Origin of the sequence: Latilactobacillus sakei, from assembly GCA_002953655.1 — a bacterium.
In the GTDB taxonomy this organism is placed as follows: Bacteria; Bacillota; Bacilli; order Lactobacillales; family Lactobacillaceae; genus Latilactobacillus; species Latilactobacillus sakei_A.
This window is the reverse complement of the sequence record CP025839.1, coordinates 1,813,968-1,839,131: the sequence shown is the minus strand read 5'-3', so window position 1 is coordinate 1,839,131 and position 25,164 is coordinate 1,813,968. Positions and strand designations below refer to the sequence as shown.

Annotated in this window: 29 protein-coding genes; 19 read left to right on the top strand and 10 right to left on the bottom strand. The window is 41.4% G+C overall.

The window, feature by feature from the left end; genetic code table 11:
- Positions 1-798 (bottom strand): phosphonoacetaldehyde hydrolase, encoded by a 798-nt coding sequence (phnX, locus tag C0213_09125; protein ID AUX12569.1) that lies wholly within the window; start codon positions 796-798, stop codon positions 1-3.
- A 250-nt stretch (positions 799-1,048) separates the two neighbouring features.
- Complete coding sequence (locus C0213_09120) at positions 1,049-1,588, bottom strand: dihydrofolate reductase (GenBank protein ID AUX12568.1); 540 nt, start codon at positions 1,586-1,588, stop codon at positions 1,049-1,051.
- 134 nt (positions 1,589-1,722) lie between these two features.
- On the opposite strand from C0213_09120, the gene C0213_09115 reads away from it, so the two are divergent.
- From C0213_09115 to C0213_09055, 13 genes are all read left to right on the top strand, one after another.
- Complete coding sequence (locus tag C0213_09115; GenBank protein ID AUX12567.1) at positions 1,723-2,685, top strand: hypothetical protein; 963 nt, start codon at positions 1,723-1,725, stop codon at positions 2,683-2,685.
- Between the two features lie 15 nt (positions 2,686-2,700).
- A complete protein-coding gene (locus C0213_09110; protein AUX12566.1) occupies positions 2,701-2,988 on the top strand; it encodes a chorismate mutase in 288 nt (95 codons plus the stop codon).
- A 94-nt stretch (positions 2,989-3,082) separates the two neighbouring features.
- On the top strand, positions 3,083-3,577 hold the full coding sequence (locus C0213_09105) for an NUDIX hydrolase (GenBank protein AUX12565.1): 495 nt from the start codon (positions 3,083-3,085) through the stop codon (positions 3,575-3,577).
- Between the two features lie 3 nt (positions 3,578-3,580).
- Entirely contained in the window at positions 3,581-3,901 is a 321-nt protein-coding gene (locus C0213_09100) for a hypothetical protein (GenBank protein AUX12838.1), read from the top strand.
- Between the two features lie 11 nt (positions 3,902-3,912).
- Positions 3,913-4,758: a DUF72 domain-containing protein gene (locus C0213_09095; GenBank protein ID AUX12564.1), complete on the top strand. Its 846-nt coding sequence runs from the start codon at positions 3,913-3,915 to the stop codon at positions 4,756-4,758.
- Positions 4,759-4,887: 129 nt separating this feature from the next.
- Positions 4,888-6,933 (top strand): methionine--tRNA ligase, encoded by a 2,046-nt coding sequence (locus C0213_09090; protein ID AUX12563.1) that lies wholly within the window; start codon positions 4,888-4,890, stop codon positions 6,931-6,933.
- A gap of 495 nt (positions 6,934-7,428) precedes the next feature.
- Positions 7,429-8,205, top strand: coding sequence for a hydrolase TatD (locus C0213_09085; protein ID AUX12562.1), 777 nt, complete (start codon positions 7,429-7,431; stop codon positions 8,203-8,205).
- On the top strand, positions 8,202-8,771 hold the full coding sequence (rnmV, locus tag C0213_09080) for a ribonuclease M5 (GenBank protein ID AUX12561.1): 570 nt from the start codon (positions 8,202-8,204) through the stop codon (positions 8,769-8,771). The genes C0213_09085 and rnmV overlap by 4 nt, the downstream gene beginning before the upstream one ends.
- 1 nt (position 8,772) lies before the next feature.
- A complete protein-coding gene (locus C0213_09075; protein ID AUX12560.1) occupies positions 8,773-9,666 on the top strand; it encodes a 16S rRNA (adenine(1518)-N(6)/adenine(1519)-N(6))-dimethyltransferase in 894 nt (297 codons plus the stop codon).
- Positions 9,667-9,749: 83 nt separating this feature from the next.
- Positions 9,750-10,001 (top strand): hypothetical protein, encoded by a 252-nt coding sequence (locus C0213_09070; protein AUX12559.1) that lies wholly within the window; start codon positions 9,750-9,752, stop codon positions 9,999-10,001.
- A 199-nt stretch (positions 10,002-10,200) separates the two neighbouring features.
- A complete protein-coding gene (locus C0213_09065; protein ID AUX12558.1) occupies positions 10,201-10,653 on the top strand; it encodes a MarR family transcriptional regulator in 453 nt (150 codons plus the stop codon).
- A gap of 130 nt (positions 10,654-10,783) precedes the next feature.
- The gene (locus C0213_09060; protein AUX12557.1) at positions 10,784-11,650 is read left to right on the top strand and encodes a 4-(cytidine 5'-diphospho)-2-C-methyl-D-erythritol kinase; all 867 of its coding nucleotides are present in this window, start codon (positions 10,784-10,786) and stop codon (positions 11,648-11,650) included.
- Positions 11,651-11,851: 201 nt separating this feature from the next.
- Positions 11,852-12,688 carry a pur operon repressor gene (locus C0213_09055; GenBank protein AUX12556.1) on the top strand — a complete coding sequence of 279 codons (837 nt, stop codon included), beginning with the start codon at positions 11,852-11,854 and terminating at the stop codon, positions 12,686-12,688.
- A 34-nt stretch (positions 12,689-12,722) separates the two neighbouring features.
- Here the strand turns inward: C0213_09055 and C0213_09050 are convergent, their stop codons facing one another.
- Both C0213_09050 and C0213_09045 read right to left on the bottom strand, forming a co-directional pair.
- Positions 12,723-13,304, bottom strand: a complete 582-nt coding sequence (locus tag C0213_09050) for a dihydroxyacetone kinase transcriptional activator DhaS (GenBank protein ID AUX12555.1) — start codon at positions 13,302-13,304, stop codon at positions 12,723-12,725.
- A 33-nt stretch (positions 13,305-13,337) separates the two neighbouring features.
- Positions 13,338-13,958 (bottom strand): L,D-transpeptidase, encoded by a 621-nt coding sequence (locus tag C0213_09045; GenBank protein AUX12554.1) that lies wholly within the window; start codon positions 13,956-13,958, stop codon positions 13,338-13,340.
- A 132-nt stretch (positions 13,959-14,090) separates the two neighbouring features.
- Here C0213_09045 and C0213_09040 point away from each other — a divergent pair, with 132 nt between their 5' ends.
- Positions 14,091-15,479, top strand: a complete 1,389-nt coding sequence (locus C0213_09040; protein ID AUX12553.1) for a bifunctional UDP-N-acetylglucosamine diphosphorylase/glucosamine-1-phosphate N-acetyltransferase GlmU — start codon at positions 14,091-14,093, stop codon at positions 15,477-15,479.
- Between the two features lie 161 nt (positions 15,480-15,640).
- Here C0213_09040 and C0213_09035 read toward each other — a convergent pair whose 3' ends face one another.
- The gene (locus C0213_09035; GenBank protein ID AUX12552.1) at positions 15,641-15,988 is read right to left on the bottom strand and encodes a hypothetical protein; all 348 of its coding nucleotides are present in this window, start codon (positions 15,986-15,988) and stop codon (positions 15,641-15,643) included.
- Between the two features lie 287 nt (positions 15,989-16,275).
- Here C0213_09035 and C0213_09030 point away from each other — a divergent pair, with 287 nt between their 5' ends.
- The 3 genes from C0213_09030 (at position 16,276) to C0213_09020 (ending at position 19,003) form a co-directional block, all read left to right on the top strand.
- Positions 16,276-17,247 (top strand): ribose-phosphate pyrophosphokinase, encoded by a 972-nt coding sequence (locus tag C0213_09030; protein ID AUX12551.1) that lies wholly within the window; start codon positions 16,276-16,278, stop codon positions 17,245-17,247.
- A 152-nt stretch (positions 17,248-17,399) separates the two neighbouring features.
- Entirely contained in the window at positions 17,400-18,095 is a 696-nt protein-coding gene (locus C0213_09025) for an N-acetylmannosamine-6-phosphate 2-epimerase (protein AUX12550.1), read from the top strand.
- A 77-nt stretch (positions 18,096-18,172) separates the two neighbouring features.
- Positions 18,173-19,003, top strand: a complete 831-nt coding sequence (locus C0213_09020; GenBank protein AUX12549.1) for an RpiR family transcriptional regulator — start codon at positions 18,173-18,175, stop codon at positions 19,001-19,003.
- Between the two features lie 75 nt (positions 19,004-19,078).
- Here C0213_09020 and mscL read toward each other — a convergent pair whose 3' ends face one another.
- Positions 19,079-19,474: a large conductance mechanosensitive channel protein MscL gene (gene mscL, locus C0213_09015; protein ID AUX12548.1), complete on the bottom strand. Its 396-nt coding sequence runs from the start codon at positions 19,472-19,474 to the stop codon at positions 19,079-19,081.
- A gap of 174 nt (positions 19,475-19,648) precedes the next feature.
- Here mscL and C0213_09010 point away from each other — a divergent pair, with 174 nt between their 5' ends.
- Positions 19,649-20,383, top strand: coding sequence for a hypothetical protein (locus C0213_09010; protein ID AUX12547.1), 735 nt, complete (start codon positions 19,649-19,651; stop codon positions 20,381-20,383).
- Between the two features lie 29 nt (positions 20,384-20,412).
- On the opposite strand, the gene C0213_09005 is transcribed toward C0213_09010, so the two are convergent.
- From C0213_09005 to C0213_08990, 4 genes are all read right to left on the bottom strand, one after another.
- Complete coding sequence (locus tag C0213_09005) at positions 20,413-21,246, bottom strand: YdcF family protein (GenBank protein AUX12837.1); 834 nt, start codon at positions 21,244-21,246, stop codon at positions 20,413-20,415.
- A gap of 241 nt (positions 21,247-21,487) precedes the next feature.
- On the bottom strand, positions 21,488-22,309 hold the full coding sequence (locus C0213_09000) for a sugar-phosphatase (GenBank protein AUX12546.1): 822 nt from the start codon (positions 22,307-22,309) through the stop codon (positions 21,488-21,490).
- 15 nt (positions 22,310-22,324) lie between these two features.
- On the bottom strand, positions 22,325-23,683 hold the full coding sequence (locus tag C0213_08995; protein AUX12545.1) for a hypothetical protein: 1,359 nt from the start codon (positions 23,681-23,683) through the stop codon (positions 22,325-22,327).
- Positions 23,684-23,697: 14 nt separating this feature from the next.
- Positions 23,698-24,540 carry a lipoate--protein ligase gene (locus C0213_08990; protein ID AUX12544.1) on the bottom strand — a complete coding sequence of 281 codons (843 nt, stop codon included), beginning with the start codon at positions 24,538-24,540 and terminating at the stop codon, positions 23,698-23,700.
- A gap of 153 nt (positions 24,541-24,693) precedes the next feature.
- Between C0213_08990 and C0213_08985 the strand changes: the two genes are divergently transcribed.
- On the top strand, positions 24,694-25,134 hold the full coding sequence (locus tag C0213_08985) for a DUF1934 domain-containing protein (GenBank protein AUX12543.1): 441 nt from the start codon (positions 24,694-24,696) through the stop codon (positions 25,132-25,134).
- Positions 25,135-25,164 lie beyond the last annotated feature (30 nt).

The window sequence follows — 25,164 nt, the reverse complement described above, 5'->3', positions numbered from 1 at the left end:
TTAGGCGTGCTCCTTTTGAAGGGTTTCGTATTTTGAAAGAATAACCGGTAGTTCACTGAGATTATGAATAACGTAGTCAGCGCCAGCTTCCTTGAGGGTTCTAGTGATTTCTGCAAATTTAGCAATTCGTGTTTTTTGAGGCAGGTCGATGAGTTCCGTTTGACTTAGGCCAAGTAAACTACTGCTTTCGATAATGCCAACGGTTAAGGCGCCAGCGTTTTTACCTTCTTGCATATCGATGACGGTGTCACCGACTTTAACGACTGTTTTTGGGTCGGTAATATTGAACGCCGTCATGATGTGGTTAATCATATCGGGTGCTGGTCGACCAGCTGCGACGTCTTCCTTTGAAACTATCAGTTCGGGGCGGTACCCCAGTAGCCCGGCTTGCTTCGCAGCAATTGCGAGCATTGATTTGGTGTAGCCGGTGGTTGTTGCGATATGAATGTGGTGTGCTTTTAAATAAGTTTGGACTTGAAGAACGGCCGGGGTGAGTGTCGTTGCTGTACTCAAGCGATTGAGCAAGAATTGTTCGAAATAGTTAAAGAGTTGCAATTGATCAGCATCGTTAATCCCGCGTTTATATTTTGCAAACCAAGCGCGTTGCACCTCTGGCATTTTAGCGAGTTTGGCAATGTGTTCATGTTTTTCGATGCCCATATCTTGTCTAATTCTGGCAGTATCGATTTGAATACCGGCGGCGTTAAACGCGCTTTGAAAAGCTAATACTGGGTCTAAACTTCCAAAATCGATTGTGGTCCCTGCCCAATCAAAAATGACGCATTGAATATCCGTCATGTGAAAAAGCCTCCTTATGTCGTTGCAGTATTAAAGTACAAATTTAGTATAGGGAAACTTTGTAAAGCTCCAGTGCGTTTTCAGTAAACGTTCTGTAATAGAATTGAAAACATTAAGCTCTGTCAGTTAAGTAGTTGTCAATGACACCGATTAATATGAGGGGCGTGGCCAAATAAAAAAACGCCCAAGACAAATTGTCTTGGACGTGTGAAAGTTAAGCTGGTATGCGAACATTTGAACGCACTTCGTTTTAATAATTAATTTTATAGGTTAGTTCTACGAATTGGCCTAGTTGGCGGGTTTTACTTAGTTCTAGTGGCATGTCCGTTAAGTGGGTGCTGATGAGAGAAATGCCGTCACCTAGTAGAACGGGGGCGATGGTGATGATTAGTTCGTCTACTAATTGGGCTTTTAGGAGCATTGTGAAAGTTTCAGCGCCACCAACTAGCCAAATATTGCCACCAGCTTGTGTTTTTAATTGGCGGACGAATTCTGGTACGTTGCCGGTGACCACATTGGTGCGGTCTGCAGTATCATGGAGTGTTTTAGAAAAAACATAACTTTGTTTTTCCTGATAAGGATAGGTCCCAGCCAGTTTGATACATTGTTCGTAAGTTTTACGGCCCATAATAATAGTATCGACACCTTGGTAAAAGCTTTGAATAGCGGCATCGGACTCTGATGAATTAAGAGCGGATAGCCAAGCAGTACTGCCATCTTTTTCAGCAATAAAGCCGTCTAAACTTTGCGCGAGGTATAAAATCACTTTGCGGTGTTCTGGTTCTGTCATGGTCAACACATCCTTTTAGTTTGGTTACCTACAGTATACCAAATTAAAGCGCTTTAATCTGGTTTGAACCGTTGGTAATTTAGTGCGATTTAGCTTATCATGATAAGCATAGATGTTGATAAGGGAGCGTAATCATGACAGAAAATGACTTTTCACCAGAGATTCAAAGTTTAGTGGCACAAGTGCAGGCTAATTATCCACAACCGATTAAAATCCGGGTCGCACAAGAAGCTTCCGGAATGTTGAAACACGATCAAGCACAACGCGTGATGAATGATGATGGTAGTTTGGCAATTTTATTAACAGATGCAACAGCTGTGGATTATTCACTATCACATGAATTACTCCATTTACTATTGTTATCGACCGGTTTTCCACAGGTCTTAGAAGATGTGACGACTGAAAATGCCCAATTAGATGAACAATTGATGGCCACTGGGATGACATTGTACAATGCGGCAGTGCATACTATTATTCAACAAGAACAAGTCGCCCATGGTTTTGTCGATACTGAAACCAAGCAAGCCTATCTAGAAGGTTTCCGCGATAACATGACACCTGAAAAAGAAGATCCTGAAAACCAATGGGTGATTTACCGGGTCTTAACGTTGTTAGATGCGCTCGTCTTTTTCGATGGCGGTAATCAACAGTTGGCTAACCAGTGGACAACGGATTACCCAGTGGCTTATCCACAAGCGCAAATTTTATACCAAGTTTTACAACGGAAAACAATCGATTCACCGTTTACATTACGGCGAGCTGTGATTAACTTGTGGGTTGCGTTTGATCGCGTCTTAGAAACGCTTGGTTTTGCAGCCACTAATTTACAACAATTATTGACGTTAACGCCAGTTTTGAGTGAACGTCAATTGCGCTTAGATGTGCGTCAAGTTTATGATATCCTTCATTCAGATCACTTATTAGCTAATAAAACGCAACAAATGGCTTATGTGGGGATTGGCAAGAGTGATCAACAAAATGCGTTTGTCTTGAGCGTTTCTGATAAAGAAGCGACGCCCGAATATTTCCAACGCTTATATGATTTATCAGTGCGTGATTTCTTAAATGAAATTGAAATGCCTTACTCACTACGTTAATTGAGGAGAATGAAGATGTTAGAAGCACAATATCAAAAAATTGATGAACTTGATCAACAACTTGCCGCGTTATTTGAACAACGGATGGCAGTGGTTGATGAAATCGCCCAAATCAAATTCGATCATCAAATCGGTTTGACCAATATTCAACGTGAAAAAGCGGTAATGGATCAACGATTGGCCGCGGTGGAAGATTCGAAATTTGAACCGTACATTGTTGATTTATACCAAACGATGATTTTAATCGCTAAGCAGTATCAAGTTAAAAAAATGAAGGCTCTTAAAGAACAAGCAGAAGCCTAATGCCAAAATGACGTTTAGGGGAACCTGACGTCATTTTTTAATGGGTAAGTATGCTAAAATATAGGTAATTATAAAAAGACGAGGATGTTAACCAGTGACTAAACGACGCTATAATTTAGCCGTGATTCGTTACCGCGGTACCTTACTATTATTAAACCGACTCAAAAAGCCCTATGCGGGTCTTTGGAATGGGATTGGTGGTAAGAACGAGGGCGACGAAACCGCCGAAATGGGCATGCAGCGCGAGATTTTTGAAGAGACGGGTCTTAATCAGCATCAATATATCTTATATAATACGGGTTGGTTGGACTGGCATATTGACGGCGAGTTTATTGCCGGGATTGATGTTTTTTTGGCGGAAATTAAGGAAACGGTACAACTACCACTTTATCCGGTTGGTACGCGCGAAGGGGTTTTACAATTATTCGACGAGCAGTGGGTTTTATCGGAAGAAAACTGTGGCATTGTTGCTGATTTGAAGGTGATTTTACCAGAAGTACTCGCTAAAAATGTTAAACGTTACTACACCGATTTTCACGGGGAACAATTAATTGCCTATGAAGCATTCCCGATTGAGGAGGGGAATTAAATGATGACGAAAGAACAAACTTTGATGGTGCTCCAAGTATTGAAACGTAAATTACAAGGCCTGCGAATCTTCAGGGTCATTGAAGAATTATTTTCACTTTATATTATTATTAAAGTCTTTACGGCCGACAGCCAAGTGAACTTATTAGGCGTCAACTTTACAGAAGGCCGGGCGATTGAATTGATGGTCCTTTTATTAGTGATTGAATTTTGTTTAACGCGGATCCAAACTAACTATAAGCAGGTCGGTCAGCAGTTAATCGATACCTTAAAAGATCTGACGGAACAAGAAAAACAACTTGTGCAACAATTTAAACGTTATTAGGTGGTGGGCAAATGATCACGATTGGTTTAACCACTTGGAGTGAGCACCAGTCCTTAATGCCGGAAAAAAAGCAGCTGACGTTGAACGATTACGCGCAATTCTTGCCAATTGTCGAGGTTGATAGTTTTTATTATGCGCTACAAGCACCAACCGTCAGCGCTAAGTGGCTGCAGCAAGTACCGCGCCAATTTCAGTTTATCGTCAAAGCCCATAAGGCAATGACCAAACAGGAAGATTACGCGGACTTCACTAGTACGGAGAAGGAATTGTTTGTTCGTTACAAACAATCGATTCAACCGCTCTTAGATGCAGGACAATTAACGGCAGTCTTGTTTCAGTTCCCGCCGTTTTTTCAATTGAATCAGGAAAATGTGCAGTACTTGAGACGCATTCGCACGTGGTTGCCCGCTGTGCCGATTGCGGTCGAGTTTCGTAATGGCACTTGGTACGAGGAAGCTTACAAGCAGAACATGTTTGCTTTTTTAAAGCAGTTAAAAATGACGCACGTGATTGCTGACGAAGCGCAGACGCCCACCAATAGTGTCCCGTTTGAACCAGTTGTGACGAATCCGGACTTTGCAATGCTCCGGTTGCATGGCCGTAATATGGCCGGTTGGCAGAATCCCGGCGCAATGTGGCGTAAACAACGGACCCTTTATCGTTATAACGCGGATGAATTGCAACGGTTTGCCGCAACGGTTCAACAGCTAACCAAGCAGGCTAAAGAAGTCGCGATTATCTTCAATAATAATTCCGGTGGGGATGCCGCTGATAACGCCTTAGCCTTACAACAAATATTAGGGATTACGTTCGAAAATTTAGCGCCCAAAGGCCCGGAACAAACGTCGCTATTTTAGTGCTTTAAAAGCAGAACACTTTTTGTCGCGGGCTTGATTTTATGCTATACTTTGAATACTTATATGGATTATTAAAAAAGGTCGAGAATAACTTTTTATTCTCGTTTTTTTAATTAAGGAGCGAATCAAATGGCAGACAAGAAACCAACTTTTTACGTAACAACCCCCATCTATTATCCTTCTGGTAAATTAACCATCGGGAACTCATACACGACCATCGCAGCGGACGTCATTGCACGTTACAAACGCTTGATGGGTTTTGATGTCTTCTTCTTAACCGGGACTGACGAACATGGTTTGAAACTCGAACAAAAAGCAGCTGAAAAAAATCTAGCCCCACAAGCTTACGTGGATGGAATGGCTGAAGAAATTCAAGCACTATGGAAGACACTTGAAATTTCAAACGATAAATTTATCCGCACAACAGACGATTACCACGTGAAAGCTGTTCAAAAGATTTTTGATCGGTTAGTGGAACAAGGTGATATCTATCTTGGCCAATACGAAGGTTGGTATTCTGTTTCGGATGAAGAATACTTCACGGAATCACAATTAACGGAAGTCTACAAAGACGAAAACGGTAAGGTCATCGGTGGTAAGGCCCCTTCAGGTCACGAAGTTCAACGTGTTGCCGAAGAAACTTACAAGTTCAAGATGAGCAAGTATGCCGATCGTTTATTAGCATACTATGAAGAACACGCTGATTTTATCGAACCAGCATCACGTAAAAACGAAATGATCAACAACTTCATCAAACCTGGTTTGGAAGACTTATCCGTTTCACGGATTTCATTTGATTGGGGGATTCATGTTACAGGCAATCCTAAGCACGTTGTTTACGTGTGGTTAGATGCTTTATCAAACTACATCACAGCTCTTGGTTATGGTTCAGATGACGATCAATTATTCAACAAATACTGGCCAGCTGATGTTCACTTGGTGGGTAAAGAAATTGTGCGTTTCCATGCGATTTACTGGCCAATCTTCTTGATGGCCCTTGGTTTGCCATTACCAAAACAAATCTTTGGTCACGGTTGGTTATTGATGAAAGACGGTAAGATGTCTAAATCTAAGGGGAACGTTGTTTACCCTGAAATGTTAGTTGAACGTTACGGTTTAGATGCGCTTCGTTATTACTTAATGCGTGCCATTCCATTTGGTAACGACGGCGTCTTCACACCAGAAGATTTTGTCAGCCGGATCAATTATGACCTAGCCAACGATTTAGGGAACCTCTTAAACCGGACAGTCGCAATGATCAACAAATACGATGATGGTCACGTGCCAAGTTACCAAGCTGACGTCACCGCTTTTGATGCTGACTTACAAGCAACTGCAACGCAAACAATTGCCCAATATTCAACGTTAATGGATCAATTGAAATTCTCAGATGCGCTTGATACAATCTGGCAATTAATCAGTCGTGCTAATAAATATATCGACGAAACAGAACCATGGGTTTTAGCTAAAGATGACAGTCGCAAGGCTGAACTCGATAGTGTCTTAGCACACTTAGCAGAAAGTTTACGGATTGTGGCCCTCTTATTACAACCAGTCATGACACATGCCCCACGGGAAATGTTTGCGCAATTAGGCCTTGATTTTGATCAAGAAGCACAACGCGAAATGGTTTACGGCCACTTCCCAAGTGATATTAAAGTGATTGCTAAAGGGACACCAATCTTCCCACGTCTTGATTTAGATGAAGAAGTGGCTTACATCAAGGAACAAATGATGGCTGCTCAAAAAGCTGGTTTGGTGAACGAAAAAGTGAAAGCTAAACAAGCAGCTGCAGAAGAAGTCGCTGATTTTGATCCTAAGGCCACTGAATTAGTCAGCGAAAAAGATGCAATTAAATTCGAAGATTTCGATCAATCAGAAATTCGGGTTGCGGAAATCAAAGCTGTTTCTAAGGTAGAAGGCGCTGATAAACTCTTGAAGTTCCGGTTAGATGCCGGTGATCAAGGTGATCGCCAAATCATTTCAGGCATTGCAGAATTCTACCCAGATTTCGAAAAACTAGTCGGCAAGAAAGTCTTAGCCGTTACTAACTTGAAACCACGTAAATTACGTGGTGAATTGAGCCAAGGTATGTTGCTTTCAGCAGAACACGGTTCAGATGTTGAATTGGTAGTTGTACCTAGTAACTTAGTGAACGGTTCACAAATTGGTTAATTTAAAATAGCAGAAACGTCAAAAGGGCTAAAAGACATTTACACGCTGTAGGTCTTTTAGCCCTTTGTTATGGAAAAGAGTGCGTTTGAGACGGTTTGACTTTGAGCATTAGCACAGCTCGGCGAATAACTGCAGTAAGCAGTTGTTTGATGAGTGACGCTAAGCACAGAAGTCAGTTTCAAAAAGCACGTTTAAAATAAGAGTGCGTCGTAATCCTGGTTATATCCTGAGGATTAACACAGAGGGACGAATAATCGCGTAGCGATTGTTTGGCGCTCAGGGTTAACCGGAATGATATGGGTTACAGAGCACGTTTAGAGTGCGTCATTAACGGGTTGCTTTTGAGTACTTGCTTAATCAGGTGAATTACCGACAGAGTCGGTGATTTGACTGATGTGGCAAGACGCAGAAAGCAGTTAATGAAAGCACGTTTAAATCAAGAGTGCGTTTGAAACGGTTTGCTTTTGAAAATTAAGATGCTCAAAGGAGATTAAAATGCAGATATTTGATTCACATACGCATTTAAACGATACGCCATATGCCGGTCAAGAAGCCGACTTTATCCAACAGGCCGCTGACCTAGGGGTTACGGAGATGGCAATTGTGGGTTCTGATACGGTCTTAAATGACGGTGCGCTACGTTTAGCACAACAATACAAAGCGTTATCGGCTATTATTGGTTGGCATCCAGAATCAGCAAAAGATTATACAAAGGTTCAAGAAGCACAATTAATTGCACAATTACAGTTACCAGAAGTAGTTGCGCTAGGTGAAATTGGCTTGGACTATCACTGGGACACGTCACCAAGAGACGTGCAACGAACTGTTTTTGAACGCCAAATTGAAATCGCCAAGTCCCTCCATATGCCAATTTCAGTGCATACGCGGGATGCTTTGGAAGATACCTACCAGATTTTAAAGGAAACAGATGTCCGTGATTGCGGTGGGATTATCCATAGTTTTAACGGTGATTCTGAATGGTTGAAACGGTTTATGGATCTTGGGATGCAAATTTCATTTAGTGGGGTGGTCAGTTTCAAGAATGCGCGTGAAGTGCATGAAGCAGCCAAACTATGCCCATTAGATGTGATGTTAGTTGAAACAGATGCCCCTTACTTAACACCCACGCCTTATCGTGGTAAGCAAAATCAACCAGGCTATACGCGCTATGTGGTTGAGGCAATTGCCAAGTTAAGAGAGGTCGCACCAGAAGAAATTGCGGCAGCGACGTATGCAAATGCGCACCGTATTTTTAAGTTAGGAGCAATATGAAAAAAACGATTCAAGAAGTCATCGTTGTTGAAGGGCGCGATGATACCAAACGATTAAGAGAAGTATTTCCAGATGTTGATACGATTGAAACCCGCGGATCAGCAATTAACGATGAGATTGTCGAAAAAATTGCATTAGCCCAAGAAAAACGTGGCGTGATTGTCTTCACCGATCCCGATTTTCATGGCGAAAAAATTCGTAAGATTATTTCACAAAATGTGCCGGGTGTTGAACACGCCTTTTTACCCCGTTCAGAAGCTAAGCCCGAAAAAATGGGTGGTAGCTTAGGGATTGAGCACGCAAAACCCGCGGCAATTAAACAGGCATTAGAAAATTTATTGACGCAAGATGAAGATGCAGTCGAACAAATTAGTCAGTCTGATCTATTGGTGGCCGGCTTGATTGCTGGTCCGTCTGCTAAAGCCCGCCGTGAGCGTTTAGGGGAAGTCTTGCATATTGGTTACACGAATAGTAAGCAACTGTATAAACGCCTTAAAATGTTCCAGGTGAGCCAAGACGAATTTGGCGCAGCACTAAGACAAATTAACGAAGAATTAGGAGACTAACATGGAAGACATTGCAAACCCAGAGCGTACGAGAAAAATCCTTAAACGGTACGGTTTTAAATTTAAAAAGAGTTTAGGGCAAAACTTCTTAACCAACATCACGATTTTAAAACAAATCGTCGAAGCTGGTGAGATTACCAAAGATGATGATGTTATCGAAATTGGCCCCGGGATTGGTTCTTTAACGGAACAAATCGCTAGAAAGGCGCATCGAGTCTTGAGTTTTGAAATTGATGATCGCTTAATTCCAGTTTTGAAGGATACATTAAATCATTATCATAACGTAACAGTTTTAAATCAAGATATCTTGGAAGCCGACTTACCAACCTTGATTGCGGAACATTTTGACGGACAACACAATCTTAAAATTGTGGCTAACCTACCTTATTACATCACAACACCAATCATGTTACATTTATTGGAAGCCGGCTTACCAATTGATCGCATGGTTTTGATGATGCAAAAAGAAGTCGCAGAACGAATCGATGCTGCGCCTGGTTCAAAAGCTTATGGTTCATTGAGTATTGCTGTTCAATTGCACTCTGAGGTCAAGTTGGCCTTTATCGTCCCTAAGACAGCCTTTGTACCACAACCGAATGTTGATTCAGCGATTGTTGAATTTGTGGGTCGTCAAGAACCATTGGTCACTGTCCAAAATCAACAATTATTTGATCAACTAGTTCGTGGCGCTTTTGCACAACGACGTAAAACACTCTGGAACAATTTACAAAACCAATTTGGGAAACAAGACGAAGTTAAAGCAGGTTTAGTCGCTGCTTTAGATCAAGCGGGGATTGCCCCAAGTACCCGTGCAGAACAGTTGAGTATTCAACAGTTTGCACAATTGAGTGATTACCTGAATGAACAACCAGTTTTTGCTAAAAAAAGGGGATAAGCGATTGCCAAATCTAGATGACAATGGTATAATTGCAATTTTTCAGTTTATGTGCTATACTATTGCTCGAAGAGGTGAAGCATATGCCAACCACACTTGCCAATATTAAGAACGGTCTCGATGGGCATATCGGAGACAAGTTAATGGTTGTCGCTCAAGCTGGGCGCAAAAAAGTAACAAAGCGAAAAGGAATCTTAAGAGAGACCTTTCCTGCCGTTTTTGTAGTTGATTTGGATCAAGATGAAAATGCGTTCGAACGTGTTTCATATAGCTATGCTGATTTATTAACTAAATCGATTGCGATTGAATTTGATGAAGAACCAATTGTACTTTAGTTTTTAGAATAAGAATACGAGCAGGGGCTGGGACAAGTATTAATTGTCCGAGCGCCTTTTTTATTGTTGACATTTTGGGCGTAACACGATATTGTATATGGCATATACTAAAATGACGAATGCAGCTTATTGCCAATCGTCAATAGTGTCAATAGTCAATTATGCGGATTTATGTTACAGTTAAATAAAGCGAACAAGGGTGGGAATGATTGTGGAAGATAGTCAATTATTGGATGAATATGTTGAAATTTATATGTCTGCTATCAAATACGTTGAAGACCTCGTGTCGCAACCAACGAAGGCTTACAAACTATCTTTCGAACAATTTCTGATTATGAAGGAGATTGCGGAAGATAGTTCAGTTAGTTTAATTGATATTGCCAAGAAACGTGGGGTAACACGGGGGGCAATTTCACGTCAAATCCGGGTGCTATTGAAGTTAGACTATATTTCGCAATCAACTGATCCAAGTGATCGCAGACGTTTAATTTTAAACCTGACACCGAGTGGTCAACAAACAGTTAGCGAATTATTACCGAAAGTCCAAGAACGTTTTTCTTCATGGATGATGGCCTTTGGTAAGGAAAATGCCAAACAGATGTTATTTTTAATGAATGAGTTCAGACAAAAAGTGATGGCAGAAGAAAATTAAAAAAGTGGGTCAAGTTGAGAAACTTGCCCCTTTTTTATGTGAGGGTAAATCGCTTAGTGTAGCACTCTTGGTTTTTAGTTCGTAAATGAGTATAATGAAACAATTGAATGTTGGTGGATGGTGAGACGATATGCAATTGATTGAAAAGGCACCTGCGAAGATTAATTTAAGTTTAGATGCACTTTATCAGCATACTGATGGGGAATTCGAATGGCAGATGATAATGACGTCAATCGACCTTGCGGATTATGTCCAAATTACGTTACAAGACTCACCAAAAATTGAAGTTAGAACCTCTAAAGGTTATTTACCAGAAGACAAGCGGAACTTAGCGTATCAGGCGGCACAATTATTGCGCCAGCGGTTTGGTATTCAAACGGGGGCCATCATTGAAATCGATAAACACATTCCAGTAGCTGCCGGTCTAGGTGGTGGCAGTTCAGATGCGGCTGCAGTATTACGGGGGTTAAATCAATTATGGCACCTAGGTCTTACTAAAGCCGAGTTAGCACATATCGGCTTATCAATTGATTCAGATGTGCCATATTGTGTTTACAGTGAAACGGCACTAGTAACGGGTAAGGGTGATCAAATTCAACCGTTGGGGGATTTACCCAACTTTTGGATGGTCGTTGTTAAACCCGAAGTAAGTGTCTCAACACCACGGATCTTACACGCCTTAAATTGTGACCAGATTACTGATCGGCCCCAAACTAATCAACTCTTAGCGGGCATTCAACAACAAGACGCACAGCAAATGACCACTGCAATGGCCAATGTCTTAACCCCAATCACAAACCAACGTTATCCACAAATTGATTATTTAATGCAGCGCTTGACTGCATTTGGCGCAGAAAAAGCGCAGATGAGCGGTAGTGGTCCAACCGTTTTTGGCATTTGTCGGCAGTATTCACGGGCGCAACGCATTTATAACAGTATGTCCGGATTTTGTCGTGAAGTTTACCTGGTCCAACCATTAAAAACTAAAAATCATTAAAAGTAATTCGCCCCCCATAGCTAGTGGTGGGCGTTTTTTTTAATACTATTGGTAGTAAGCGGTTAAAAGGACAAATGATAAAAAAACGAACAATAAAGAACTTTTCTAAAAAAAGACTAGGATTTAGCGAATAAAATCTATATAATTGGAAAGCGGATAGTTTTATCGGAAGAAATTATTATTTTAAAGGGAGTAATTATAATGAAAGTTAGAAGAAGTGATCGCTTAATTGATATGACCCGGTACTTGTTGGAAAGACCACATACGTTAATTCCACTGACGTTTTTCTCAAATCGTTACGAATCAGCTAAATCGTCTATTAGTGAAGATTTATCAATCGTCAAACGGACCTTTTTCAATCGCGGGACGGGGATTTTAGAAACGGTTCCCGGCGCTGCTGGTGGTGTGCGTTACATGCCGATGATTAAACAAGATGAAGCGGAAGAATTTATTGCTGAAATGGCTGAACGTTTATCTGAAAACGACCGGCTACTACCTGGGGGTTACGTTTATCTATCAGATTTACTGGGCCGCCCAGAAGTTCTTCGTCAAGTTGGTCGATTAATTGCCAACCAATACGTTGGCAAAGAAGTAACAGCGGTCATGACAGTGGCCACCAAAGGGATTCCAATTGCGCAGAGCGTTGCGATGTTCCTAAATGTCCCATTTGTCATTGTGCGCCGGGATTCTAAGATCACTGAAGGCTCAACAGTCAGTGTGAACTATGTTTCTGGTTCCTCAGCACGAATCGAGAAGATGGAACTTTCAAAACGGAGTTTACCAGAGAACTCAAAAGTCTTGATTGTCGATGATTTCATGAAAGGCGGCGGCACAGTTAACGGGATGAAGAGCTTAATTGAAGAATTCGATTCTGAAATGGTTGGTATTTCCGTATTCGCCGAATCAGTCTTCGAAGGGAACCGTATGGTTGATGATTACACATCCATCTTGAAGGTTGATAAAGTCGATATTGAAAACAAGGCACTGAGCGTTAGCGCTGGTAATTATTTAACGAAAAACGCAGAACAACTTTCTTAAATTAAAAAGAGTATGAAACAGCTAATGGCCGTCTTCATACTCTTTTTTTGGTAGTTAAATGGCCAGTGCGCAATAGCAGACCATTAATCGTATCGGTTAACGTGGTTTGTAAAGCGGTGCTGACTTGTTGGATGGATTGTGGCTGCTCTGTGCGTAACCAGTTGGCAGTATAAGCGATAATGGCACCTGATAGGTAATCTAATAGAAATTGTTGATAAGTTGGGGATAACGTCAGTTGGTGTAACTGGGTCAAATCATCAATGATAATTTGCACTAACCGATGTAAATGCTGATTAAAGTGGGTTTCAAATGAATTCTGCCCGTTAATCGTAATCGCATTTTGATAGAACACCCGATTACGTTCAAAATAGGTGAGTAATTGTTCTAAGAGAATCGTCCAATGGGGATACGTCAGATGATCGGCAATGTATTCACCGATTTCTTGATCGTAAATCCAAGTCAGTAACGCATACTTATCCGGAAAATAATCATAAAAGGTTTGGCGGCGAATGCCAGCGGTGGTCATAATGAGTGTCACGCTAATTTGTTTGAATGGCGTATCAACCATCAGTGTTTTAAATGCTGTAGCAATTTCCTTTTGGATGACGGCAGACATAAAAGGGCTCCTCTCTACAAAAAAAGCCGGTCACTAATGAATGACGACTTTGGTATTGACTGGAACTGCTTGATAAAACCACTTTGCATCAGCAACTGAAAGGCGAATACAGCCGTGAGAATTAGATGTTTCGCCTAATTTTTGGGCTTCATCAGGTAGAAAATTACCTGCTTTGTCGGTTGGTACGCTGTGAAAAAGATAGACACCATGATCTAAGAACGACCGCCAGTATTTAGCCCCTTCACCAGAATTGCCATTAAAAAAGGCTTCACCATGTTCTGCTTGAATGTGGAAGGTGCCTTTAGGCGTGGGGGAATCACTGGTACCGGTCGAAGCACGCATCGTATAGAGGCGTTTTTCGTCGTCCATTAAGTAAACACGGTGTTTTTTGATTGAAACATCAATCCAAAAATGCGGATAATGCTTAACGTTTGGGTAGGGTTTCTTTTCGGAAGGCGCGTGCCAATCCACTGTCTTTTTAGAGGGGGCTTTTTTTGCTGACTGCTTTACTTTGGTTATATTTGAGTGAGTACTACTCGCAGTTGGTTTAGCCGATTGGTGATGTGAGGTAGACCAATTAATACCAAGTACTACTAATAACAAGACTAACAGACCACCGAGAGTTAATAAAAGACGTGCAGGGATTTTTTTCATTTTAAGGCTCCAATCGGTCCGAATTAACCTCATTATACGGGAATCATAGAACGATTTCAAACTGAGATAGCTTGCGGTAATCGCTTGATTAAGCTAAAATAGACCAGTAATCACGAATATTAGGAGCTTAAAATGGTCAATAAAAATGCAATTATTTTAGCAGCGGGTAAAGGTACTCGCATGAAGTCAAAATTATACAAGGTATTGCACGAAGTTTGCGGTCGACCAATGGTGGACCACGTGTTAACCGAAGTTGAAAAAACAGCACCTGCAACAGTTGTTACCATTGTGGGACATGGCGCAGAAAAGGTGAAGGATTATTTAGGTGATCGTTCACAATATGCCTTACAAGCAGAACAACTAGGAACAGGCCACGCGGTTTTACAAGCTGAAGATTTATTGAAAGACCAAGATGGCATTACAATTGTGGTCAGTGGGGATACACCGTTATTAACAGCTGGCACTTTTGAAAAGCTATTTGCTTACCATCATGATAAGGGTGCTAAAGCAACCATCTTAACTGCAACCGCACCAGATCCAACTGGCTATGGCCGGATTATTCGTAACGATATTGGTATCGTTGAAAAAATCGTTGAACAAAAAGATACAAATGATAAAGAAGCTGCTGTTAATGAAATTAACACAGGTGTTTACTGTTTTGACAACAAGACACTTTTCCAAGCACTTCATGAAGTCACAAATGAAAATGCCCAAGGTGAATACTACCTGACAGACGTGGTTGAAATCTTGAAGAAAAAAGGCGAAATTGTCGCAGCTTACAAGATGCCGAACTTCGAAGAATCAATGGGGGTTAATGACCGTGTTGCCCTATCACAAGCTACAAAAGTAATGCGTCAACGGATTAACACAGCACATATGCGAAACGGTGTTACATTGATTGATCCAGAAAGTACTTATATCGAAGTCGGTGTTGAAATCGGCAATGATACAATCATTGAACCCAATGTTGTCTTAAAAGGTAACACGACGATTGGTTCAGACTGTTTCATTGGTGCAGGTTCAACCATTATTGATTCAACAATTGAAGATAATATTCAAATCACAAGTTCAACTATTGAATCAGCAATCATGCACACTGGTTCAAATATTGGGCCTAACAGCCATTTGCGTCCTAATGCTGAGATCGGCGTGGATGTACACGTGGGGAACTTCTGTGAAGTTAAAAACGCTAAAATTGGCGACCGGACAAAGATTGGCCACTTAAGTTATGTGGGCGATGCAACACTGGGCACGGACATTAATGTTGGCTGTGGCGTTGTCTTCGTTAACTACGACGGTGTGGCTAAACATCACGCCAACGTTGGTAGTCACGTCTTTATCGGTAGCAACTCAAACATTGTGGCCCCAGTTGAAATTGCGGATCATACATTTATCGCAGCTGGCTCAACCATTACGGATGATGTGCCCGAAAAAGCAATGGCCATCGCTCGTGCCCGTCAAACAAACAAAGAAAACTACTGGGCCAAACTACCAGTCGCAAATGACGAAGAATGGCAATAGAGTACTAGCCGTCGCGGTTAGTGATTAAGCGGAATTTACTGCGACAAAAAGCACGTTTTAAATCAAAGTTCACTGCAACGTGTATAATTGATCAACCAAAAAAGCTCATTAATCCTAAAGAAGGATTAATGAGCTTTTTTGATGGTGTGATAGCCACGATACTAAGCCGCTTTAAGTGGCGAAAAATAGTCACGCACAAGACTAAATAATAGAATAACTGGCCAGAATGAAATACTGGAATGTTGTGTTAACAGTAAGAAACCAAGGTAGACCACCAGTGCAATTAAGGTGCAAATATTAGCGGCCTTAGTTACTATATGTTGTTTTGGATTATATTGAGGGTACTTGGGGTAAAAAACGTATTGACGGTAAATAGTGACCAAACAGACAAGGATAATGGCAATTAGAAAAGAAAAATATTGCAAGTGAAAAAAGCGGTCAAGTAATAGCGCAGCGACGATGACTGCTACCGGTAAATTGTTGAATAGCATGTATTTAAATTGATTCATTGAAAGTCCTCCTTGTAAAATGAGTATAACCAGTTTGAAAATGAATCACAAGTTGGATGACAAATTAATTCACGAGTAAAAATAACCAAGCATTTTTTGGAATTTAACGGTATACTAAACGGGAGGTTCGATGGTTATAGCTATTAACATTTAATTCTCTCTTGTATTTCTAATGAACAGCGCTTACTTAGCGTAAATTAAAATCTTTTTTAGGTTTTAATCTTGATTTTCATTGCGAAAATGCCTAGAATTTAAATAGGTACTTACTTAAATTTTTGGAGGCTGACATGTCTGAACAATATTTCGACCCTAAGTTGAAAATCTTTGCTTTGAACTCTAATAAGCCCTTAGCTGAGAAAATCGCAGCTGAAGTTGGGGTTCCTTTAGGAAAATCTTCTGTTAAACGTTTTAGTGATGGTGAAATTCAGATCAATATTGAAGAAAGTATTCGTGGCGACGAAATTTTCATCATTCAATCAACATCTGCACCAGTTAATGATAACTTGATGGAAATCATGATTATGATTGATGCATTGCGTCGTGCATCTGCTAAAACAATCAACGTTGTGTTACCTTATTACGGTTACGCACGTCAAGATCGTAAGGCTCGCTCACGTGAACCGATTACTGCTAAATTAGTGGCTAATATGTTGACGATGGCAGGGGCTAATCGGATTTTAGCACTAGACTTACATGCCGTACAAATCCAAGGATTCTTCGATATTCCAGTGGATCACTTGATGGGTGCTCCTTTATTGGCTGATTATTTCTTGAGCAATGATTTGGCTGAAAATGCCGTTGTTGTTTCACCTGATCACGGTGGTGTGACACGTGCTCGTAAATTAGCTGACTTCTTGAAGACCCCCATCGCAATTATCGATAAACGTCGTCCAAGACCTAATGTTTCAGAAGTCATGAACATTATTGGTAACGTTAATGGTAAACGTGCTATCATCATCGATGATATGATTGATACTGCTGGGACAATCACATTAGCAGCTCAAGCTTTAAAAGACGCCGGTGCTACTGAAGTCTTTGCTTGCTGTACACACCCTGTTTTATCAGGTCCTGCTATCCAACGGATTGAAGATTCAGTTATCAAGCAAATGATTGTTACAGATTCAATCGACCTTCCAAAAGAAAAACTAATTGATAAGATGGTTCAAGTTTCAGTCGGCCCACTAATCGGGGATGCGATCAAACGGATCCATGAAAATAAACCAGTTAGTCCATTGTTCGAAAACAGATTTAAACGTTAATCAGAAATTAATCGGGAGTCGCCGCATTATATGTGGTGACTTCTTTTTTTGCGGCCGATTGAAAAAGATTTCCAATAGTGATGATTGCTGAAAATGAAAGTGCGTCGTATGCTGTTTGTAAGCGTAATCTTAATAAAAAGAGGGCAATTAGAATGGCAAATCATTTCTTGGAAACGACTAAAGGGCAACTCATTATCTCGTGTCAGGCATTAGCAGATGAACCACTCCATAGTTCATTTATCATGGCACGGATGGCAAAGGCGGCTTATGAAGCGGGTGCCAGTGCTATCCGGTCGAATTCTGTTGTGGATGTGCAAGCGATTATGGATACCGTACCACTGCCCATAATTGGTTTAGATAAGGTCGATTACCCGGATGCGCCAATCTATATCACACCAACGCTGAAGGAAATGCGGGGAATCGCAGCGACTGGTGCAGCGGTTGTGGCTTGCGATGTCACTGGGCGCCCACGGCCGCACGGGGAACAATTAGCAACGATTGTCGAAACCATGCGGACGGAATATCCTGGGACACTATTAATGGCTGATACAGCCAGTCTTGATGATGTGAAAGAAGCTAACCGATTGGGCTTTGACATTATCGGCACAACGATGTATGGCTATACACCAGCAACGGAAGGTTGTAATATTGCCGATAACGATTTCGACTACTTGAAAAAGGTCTTGGCGCTATCTCAAGCACCAGTGATTGCAGAAGGTAAAATCGATACTCCTGAAAAGGCAGCCGCGGTTCTTAAACTCGGTTGTCATAGCGTTGTCGTGGGTTCAAGTATCACACGTCCGCAGTTGATTGCTAAGCATTATGTCGATGCGATTCAAGTTAAATAAGCGCCGGTCTTTCTAAAATTCGTGAGGTCTTCTATAATAAAGAGAAAGACAGATCTCGGTTCTTTAAAGGAGCTATAATGGCAATTATCGAGCATATTAAACAGCAATATTCTTTTTTATCACCACAAGAACAGAAAGTTGCCTTAGCGGTGATTCAAAAAGGCGCAACAATTCAGCGAGTGGGGATTGATGAACTAGCCGCTGAACTAAAAGTTAGTAATTCAACTATTTCACGGTTTGTGCGTAAGATTGGCTGCCGTAACTTTGTTGACTTTAAATTACAATTTAACGAAGGAAATCAGCCAACAATGATGGGGGTTCAAGGGCAGGTTAATCATGAGTCACAAACATCCGTTGAGATTTATCAGTTTTATCAAGATGTCATTACCAAGACACAAGCACGGATTAAACAAACGGATCTTGATCAGCTAGTCAGTTGGATTAAAAATAGTCAGCAGCTTTTTATTTATGGGTTGGGTAGTTCAGGATATACGGCGGCGGAGTTCGGGCAACGACTAACCCGAATGGGGATTCAAGCAACTGTTGTGACCGAGAGTCATATGATGTTGATGACTTCTCGAATTATTAATAAGACTGATTTAGTGATTGGACTCTCGAATTCTGGTAATACAGCTGAAGTGAATCAAGCAGTTCAAAATGCGCGGGAAAACGGAGCTAAAACGGCTGCAATCACCAGTGGGACAGACAGCCCTTTGGCGGCCGCGAGTGAATTAACGTTATTTGTTGAAGATAGCATTCGCTTTGCTAGTGCGCGGTTTATGAATTCACAGTTTGCGTTGACCTATGTCATCGATATTTTATCAATGTTGCTTTTAGAAGACGACCAGTATAATTGGCGGATGAAGCAAACTGTTGAAACAATCATGCATCATAAACTTAAAAAGTAATTAAAAAGAGTGGGCCAAAAGTAATTTTGGGCCCACTCTTTTTAATCGCCAAATTTTGCTGGCTTGAATAATAGCTTATTGATGATCCTTGTCTGCTAATAGATCGCGGATTTCTTTTAAATATAATTCTTCTTGAGTTGGTGCTGCTTCTTCCGCTTCCGCTTCGGTCTTCTTGCCCATGTCACGAAGTTTATTGAATCCTTTGACAATGATAAAGACGATAAAGGCGATGATTAAGAAATTGATCACGTCGTTGAGGAAGTTCCCGATTTTAAAGACGGCTTTTGTTCCCGGAATGGTTAAAGCAATGCCTGATAAATCAACTTTCCCAATGAATAAGGCGATAATTGGATTGATTAAGTTAACCGTTAATGAATCCACAATACTTTTCAACGCAGCCCCTAAAATAACACCGACTGCCATATCGAGCACGTTGCCGCGCATAATAAACTCTTTAAATTCTTTAATCATAAAGCGATCCCTCCATACTATTAATTATTTTCATTAAAAATTATACCGTATTTCTAAGCTGGAAGAAATAATTAGGGGCTAGTATGATAATAAAGTAAGATAATATTTGTTATTTTCATGAAAAATCGTTAAGATAAGAACGAGTTAAAAATTAAAGTAATTGAGGCCTATCGTATGAATTGGATTGTACAATTGTACCAACCTTTTTTTGAATTAAATAACTGGCAGACAGTGATACGTTCTTCTGAAGATTGGTTGTTGATTTTAACATTGGTGATTATGGAATGCTTGTTATCAGTTGATAATGCGGTTGTGTTAGCTGCACAAACCCAAAGCTTACCAACGAAAATTGAACAGGAAAAATCACTGGTTTATGGTTTGTGGGGTGCCTATCTATTCCGCTTTATCATTATTGGGGTTGGGACTTTCTTAATCCATTTATGGGAGATCAAAGTCGCAGGTTCGCTCTATTTAGTTTATTTAGTCTATGCTTATTTCAGGAAACAAAAACAACCTAAGCAAGTTAAGAAACCAGAGACAAAAATTAGTAGCCCACATCGCTTCTGGCGCACAGTTATTTCAATTGAATTAATGGATATCGTCTTCTCGATTGATTCAGTTTTAGCCTCATTAGCGATTTCAAGTAATCCGGTGATTGTTTTGATTGGTGGAATGATTGGGATTCTCTGCATGCGGGGCATTGCCCAGATTATTGCGCGGCTGATGGAAAAGATTCCGGAATTAAATCCGATGGCGTATATCTTGATTCTCTTCATCGCGGTGAAGTTATTCTTATCAATCCCAGCGATTGATATTGAAATTCCCAATCTCGTCTTTGCGGGCATTGTCTTTGGCACCATCTTGATTACACTAGGAATTCACTATATTCGTAAACAACGAGCAGCATAAAAAAAGGACCGACAATTGTCGGTCCTTTTTTAATTGAGATGGTTCAATAAAACTGTTAAAATTGCGAGCAGTAAACTGCTGATAGAGACGAATAATAACTGATGGCGTTTCATCGAGAGAATCGCGATGAATTCCCGGATGGTTGCGTTCGGTAAGAAATATTTCGACGTCTTAGCACCAATGCCATCAGCTTTGAGGTGAGCCTGCTTAGCGAATAGTCCAGCACGGAAAGTGTGGTAGTTATTCGTTGAGAAGATAATCCGCGGGTTATCTTTATCTGTGTCAGCTTCAATAATTTGTTTTGAAAACTGCATGTTTTGAAGCGTATTGACGGATTTTTCTTCCGTTAACGTCTGTTCGACAGGGATGCCATGCTCAATTGCGTAGCGTTGCATGGCGACCGATTCAGGTAATTTTTCATCGCCGCCTTGGCCCCCAGAGAAGACGAGCTTAGGTGCCGGCCGACCTTTTTTAACTTGGCGATGGTAGAAGGTCATTGCCCGTTCAATCCGACTGGCTAACAGTGGTGGGACGTACTGACCGTCAATCAAGCCACTGCCTAAGACAATGATGTAGTCTTGATTATACCGCGGCCGATTGAATAGGTAGATAATCAGTGAAGAAAGGTAGAAATAGAAAAATAACGGGATATAAAGTAGAAAAACGGTGCTAATTGTTCCGATGAAAACCCGTAAATCCTCGGGGACGTGGAGTAAGTTGGCCAACATAGGCACGAAGAAAAGGGCAATTAATCCTAACCCGATAAATAGGGTCAGCATGTTCGAAAGTGTGTGGCTTTCCTTTTTCCAAACAATATAGGCGTTCCATAAAAAGAGTAAGAAGCCAAACAGGTAGAAAAACATGATAATTAAAACGGCGACAATGGCTGCCGCAAGGGCGACGTAATAAACGTTACGACTATCCGATTGAAAAACGAGAATGGCTAATTCACCAACCGCCGTGGCAAGAAAGCCATTAAAGACAATCCCGTTGATAAAACGACGCTTTTCAGTCAACTGTAGTACAACGAACAACGCTAAGAAAATCAGCGGCAAAAGGTAAAAATAATCGATAAAGGTGTTCATAAGTGACTCCTAAAGGATTTTATTTATTGAGTGCATATTTTTCGATGGCATAAGCAACGCCGTCTTGACCGAGGTGATTACTCTTCGTAATGACTTTGGCAATTTTTTTAAGTTCAGGAATGGCGTTATCCATGGCAACTGGTAAACCAGCGTAAGCCAACATTGACAGGTCATTGCCTTGATCACCGACCGCCATCACTTCTGATTGGTCGATGTCCAGCGCATTGGCTAAGTCACGTAAGCCATTGCCTTTACCAGCTTTGGTGTTGAGGACTTCTAGGAAATAAGGTTCACTTTGGACAAATTGATAACGATCGAAGAACTCCGCTGGAATCTTGGCTTTACCTTCAGCTAGAACTTCAGGATCGTCAATCAGCATCACTTTTGAAAAGGCCTTGTCAGGGGCAATTTCATCAACGTGGCGGAATTTAATTGGCATATTAACCAAGGCACTTTCGCCAATGGTATAAGGACTGATGTCGCGGTTAGCCGTGTAGATGAATTGATCATCTTCGGCGTGAAGGTGAACGCCAATTGTCCGTGAAAGTGTTTCGAGTTCTAAGTATTGTGCGTGTGTCAGGGTGTGACGCACTAAGATTTCACCAGTAGCGGTATTTTGAACTAAGGCGCCATTAAAGGTAATCACATAATCAGAACTATCTGTGAGGCCTAATTCATGTAAGAAAGGTGTGACACCAGTGAGTGGGCGACCGGTACAAAGGACCACTTTGATGCCTTGGGCTTTAGCGGCTTTGACCACTTCAATGGTTTTGGGGCTGAGGACGTTATTTTCGTTTAACAAAGTACCATCCATATCGACTGCGACGAGTTTAATTGACATAATGAGAAACACTCCTTATTGGTTGTGGGGGTGCGCTTGAATCGCACCATTATTAATGTAGCTGTTAAATTGTTGATAAATTGGTGCGAAAACTTCGAGATTAGCGGTATTGCGCATTTCTTTAGGGAAATAGAACCGTTCGTCTCCCGAGAACTTACCTGAAATGGCTGCGACCAAGTTACTGATTGAAGAAAGCTCATTCAGTTGCCCATCAGATTGAATAATCTCAATCTGGGTTTTAGGCGATTTAGCCGACGGGTCATAGGCATCATAGGGGAGGTCAAAGCTATTGTTAACGGCGGTGTAGTAAGTCGCGTTGTAACCGGCTTGTTCGGTGAGAGCCCGCATCTCTGGTAAGCAATCTGCCGTTGATGGATTAAATTTCACCGATTTTAAAGGACGACGGCTAAGAAAACGGTCCGCTAAATCCTTCAAAACGGTATCGGGGTAGTCTAACCAGTAAATAAAATAGGTATTTAAGACGCCATCATCGAGTTTAAGATAATCCCGCAAGGTGAAATCCTGTTCGAAAAAGGGAATCAATAATTGAGGGGCCAAGCTTTGATGATGATCCGGTTGTTCGTAGAGAAATTTAGCGCGTTGAAGCAATTTTTGTAAGACGACTTCCATACCGCGTGAGACGGGATGGAAATAAACTTGTTGATACATCTGGAAGCGGCTAACGATATAATCCTCAACGGCATGCATGCCGTTGGCTAAAAAGGCAATCCCATTAGCGTAGGGGCGCATGACTCGCAAAACACGGGTTAAATCGAATTCACCATATTTGGTACCGGTATTATAGGCATCCCGCAATAGATAATCCATGCGATCGGCATCAATTTGACTTGAAATCATCTGGACCACCTGAGGATTAGGATAAGTGTGGTCAATGACGCTCGCCACTTTTGCCGGGAAATCAGGTGCCACTTGGCTGAGAATTTGATTGACCTTGGTTTCAGGCGTCATAATAATTTGGCGCGTAATCGATTCATGATCCGTGTTAAAAATATGTTCAAAAGTATGTGAATAAGCACCATGGCCGATATCGTGTAACAAGGCCGCGCAGAGTGCGACAAGTCGTTGGCTGTCATCCCAAAGACCATCGCCTGGCTGTTTGGTGGGGTAATTGATTTGGAATTGGTCACAGATTTGACGCGTGATCTCATAAACGCCTAAAGAATGGGTAAATCGTGAATGTTCTGCCCCTTGGAAGACATAGGAGGTCGTGCCCAACTGCTTAATTCGGCGGAGTCGTTGAAATTCTGGCGTATCGATTAAATCGAGAATTACTTGATAGTCGACACGGATATAATTATGAACAGGATCGCGAAATACTTTTTCGCGGGTTAGTTTCTGCGGGGCATAGGTCACAAAAAAATCTCCTTCTAAGGCTGATATCCAGGTTGATACCGGCGTAATAATTGTCGGTTCTTGGTGAGTTGTGTTTGATAGTCAGATGCTTGCATCAGGGGTTGTAAATCTGATTGCAGGGTTAATCCTGCGTTTGTTTGTAAGCTAGCGATTAGTTGTTGGCTGACACTGGCCACTGTGAGTGGTTGATGCAGTAAATCAGCGAGATTAGCCATTGTTTCGGGATGCACATCTGGAAAGGTCCAGCGGGTTTGTTCCAAGGCTTTGCCAGCGTGGTAGAAATGCTGCATTAAAGTCCCGCGTGCGTGTTGATCGCCTTCAATGCTAGCGTATAGTAAAATCGCAATGCCATTTTTGGAACGTCGTTGGGCAATGCCGGCGAACTTTTGTCCGTTGATACTGAGGTCGTATTCGCCCGGACAGTAAGAATGCTGAACTTCAAAATGCTCGATAGTGATGTTGCCCGTATTGAAGGTCTCGCTGAAAAGAGTCTTCATTAATTCATAAGCCGCATTAATGGAGAGTTGATCGGCGACTTCTGGCAGGTAAAAACCCAGATTGAGAATACCGGGATCAGCAACAATGCCGAGGCCGCCAGCATTTCGGACGAAATAGTGATAGCCTGCGGCGGTCAATTGATCAGTGGCGGCGGTTAAAGCGGGCAATTTAGTATCCATCATGCCTAAAATCACGGTTTTTTCGAGTGTCCAAAAATGGATAATTGGTTGTTGGCGTTCTTTGGTGAGGGCCAACAGGGTATTTGCATGGGCAAAAGCGAGTTGACCTTGGTCGGCCGTAAAATGTTGGTTAACAATGGCCCATGTTTGTTGGGGATAAAGAGTCGCTAAATCTTGCAAAATAACACCTCACAATTCATTAATATACCTATTAATTATAGCTTAAATTAAGATAGCTGTCTGTAACTAAGGTAGGATTGCTTAATCAAAGGTGGCATGGCCAATTTGTTTGGCTTATAATGTAACTAATTTAGAATTTAGAGGGAGTTTATCATGGCTAGCAAAAAGAGTACGCCGATTAAAATCCATCTTGAAACAGAAATTACACAAGATGGTCAAACCGAAAGCCATATTTTCGATGAAGAAGGCGAATTAATTCAAATGGGTACGACGACTTACCTGCGCTACTTAGAACACGCGCAAGGCCAAGAAACAGCCGTGCGTTTCAAGTTAGCAGAAGATGGGCAAGTCCAATTAACGCGCGGGACTGAAAAAGATGCGACACAATTACGCCTCTATTTTAAAATGCATGATGCGCAAGGCTCACTTTACCAAACGCAATACGGCAATTTACCGGTTTTGACGACAACCAATCATTTATTGATGACATTATCAGATGAACCACTTAGCGGTGAAGTTGTTGTCCATTATCAATTAGAAATCAGTCAGCAGGTTGTTGGTGATTACAAATTACGATTGATTTTTAACGCTTAAACTAGTATGATTAAGGATAGACTGTTGAAA

Coding starts and splice junctions, on each gene's coding strand:
- C0213_09040 (AUX12553.1), top strand. CDS start 14,091: ATGGTCAATAAAAATGCAATTATTTTAGCAGCGGGTAAAGGTACTCGC.
- C0213_09005 (AUX12837.1), bottom strand. CDS start 21,246: ATGTTTTTCTACCTGTTTGGCTTCTTACTCTTTTTATGGAACGCCTAT.
- C0213_09110 (AUX12566.1), top strand. CDS start 2,701: ATGTTAGAAGCACAATATCAAAAAATTGATGAACTTGATCAACAACTT.
- C0213_09120 (AUX12568.1), bottom strand. CDS start 1,588: ATGACAGAACCAGAACACCGCAAAGTGATTTTATACCTCGCGCAAAGT.
- C0213_09000 (AUX12546.1), bottom strand. CDS start 22,309: ATGTCAATTAAACTCGTCGCAGTCGATATGGATGGTACTTTGTTAAAC.
- mscL (AUX12548.1), bottom strand. CDS start 19,474: ATGATTAAAGAATTTAAAGAGTTTATTATGCGCGGCAACGTGCTCGAT.
- C0213_09035 (AUX12552.1), bottom strand. CDS start 15,988: ATGAATCAATTTAAATACATGCTATTCAACAATTTACCGGTAGCAGTC.
- phnX (AUX12569.1), bottom strand. CDS start 798: ATGACGGATATTCAATGCGTCATTTTTGATTGGGCAGGGACCACAATC.
- C0213_09095 (AUX12564.1), top strand. CDS start 3,913: ATGATCACGATTGGTTTAACCACTTGGAGTGAGCACCAGTCCTTAATG.
- C0213_09045 (AUX12554.1), bottom strand. CDS start 13,958: ATGAAAAAAATCCCTGCACGTCTTTTATTAACTCTCGGTGGTCTGTTA.
- C0213_09050 (AUX12555.1), bottom strand. CDS start 13,304: ATGTCTGCCGTCATCCAAAAGGAAATTGCTACAGCATTTAAAACACTG.
- C0213_08985 (AUX12543.1), top strand. CDS start 24,694: ATGGCTAGCAAAAAGAGTACGCCGATTAAAATCCATCTTGAAACAGAA.
- C0213_09020 (AUX12549.1), top strand. CDS start 18,173: ATGGCAATTATCGAGCATATTAAACAGCAATATTCTTTTTTATCACCA.
- C0213_09085 (AUX12562.1), top strand. CDS start 7,429: ATGCAGATATTTGATTCACATACGCATTTAAACGATACGCCATATGCC.
- C0213_09055 (AUX12556.1), top strand. CDS start 11,852: ATGAAAGTTAGAAGAAGTGATCGCTTAATTGATATGACCCGGTACTTG.
- C0213_09025 (AUX12550.1), top strand. CDS start 17,400: ATGGCAAATCATTTCTTGGAAACGACTAAAGGGCAACTCATTATCTCG.
- C0213_09030 (AUX12551.1), top strand. CDS start 16,276: ATGTCTGAACAATATTTCGACCCTAAGTTGAAAATCTTTGCTTTGAAC.
- C0213_09070 (AUX12559.1), top strand. CDS start 9,750: ATGCCAACCACACTTGCCAATATTAAGAACGGTCTCGATGGGCATATC.
- C0213_09075 (AUX12560.1), top strand. CDS start 8,773: ATGGAAGACATTGCAAACCCAGAGCGTACGAGAAAAATCCTTAAACGG.
- C0213_09060 (AUX12557.1), top strand. CDS start 10,784: ATGCAATTGATTGAAAAGGCACCTGCGAAGATTAATTTAAGTTTAGAT.
- C0213_09090 (AUX12563.1), top strand. CDS start 4,888: ATGGCAGACAAGAAACCAACTTTTTACGTAACAACCCCCATCTATTAT.
- C0213_09115 (AUX12567.1), top strand. CDS start 1,723: ATGACAGAAAATGACTTTTCACCAGAGATTCAAAGTTTAGTGGCACAA.
- C0213_09010 (AUX12547.1), top strand. CDS start 19,649: ATGAATTGGATTGTACAATTGTACCAACCTTTTTTTGAATTAAATAAC.
- C0213_09100 (AUX12838.1), top strand. CDS start 3,581: ATGACGAAAGAACAAACTTTGATGGTGCTCCAAGTATTGAAACGTAAA.
- rnmV (AUX12561.1), top strand. CDS start 8,202: ATGAAAAAAACGATTCAAGAAGTCATCGTTGTTGAAGGGCGCGATGAT.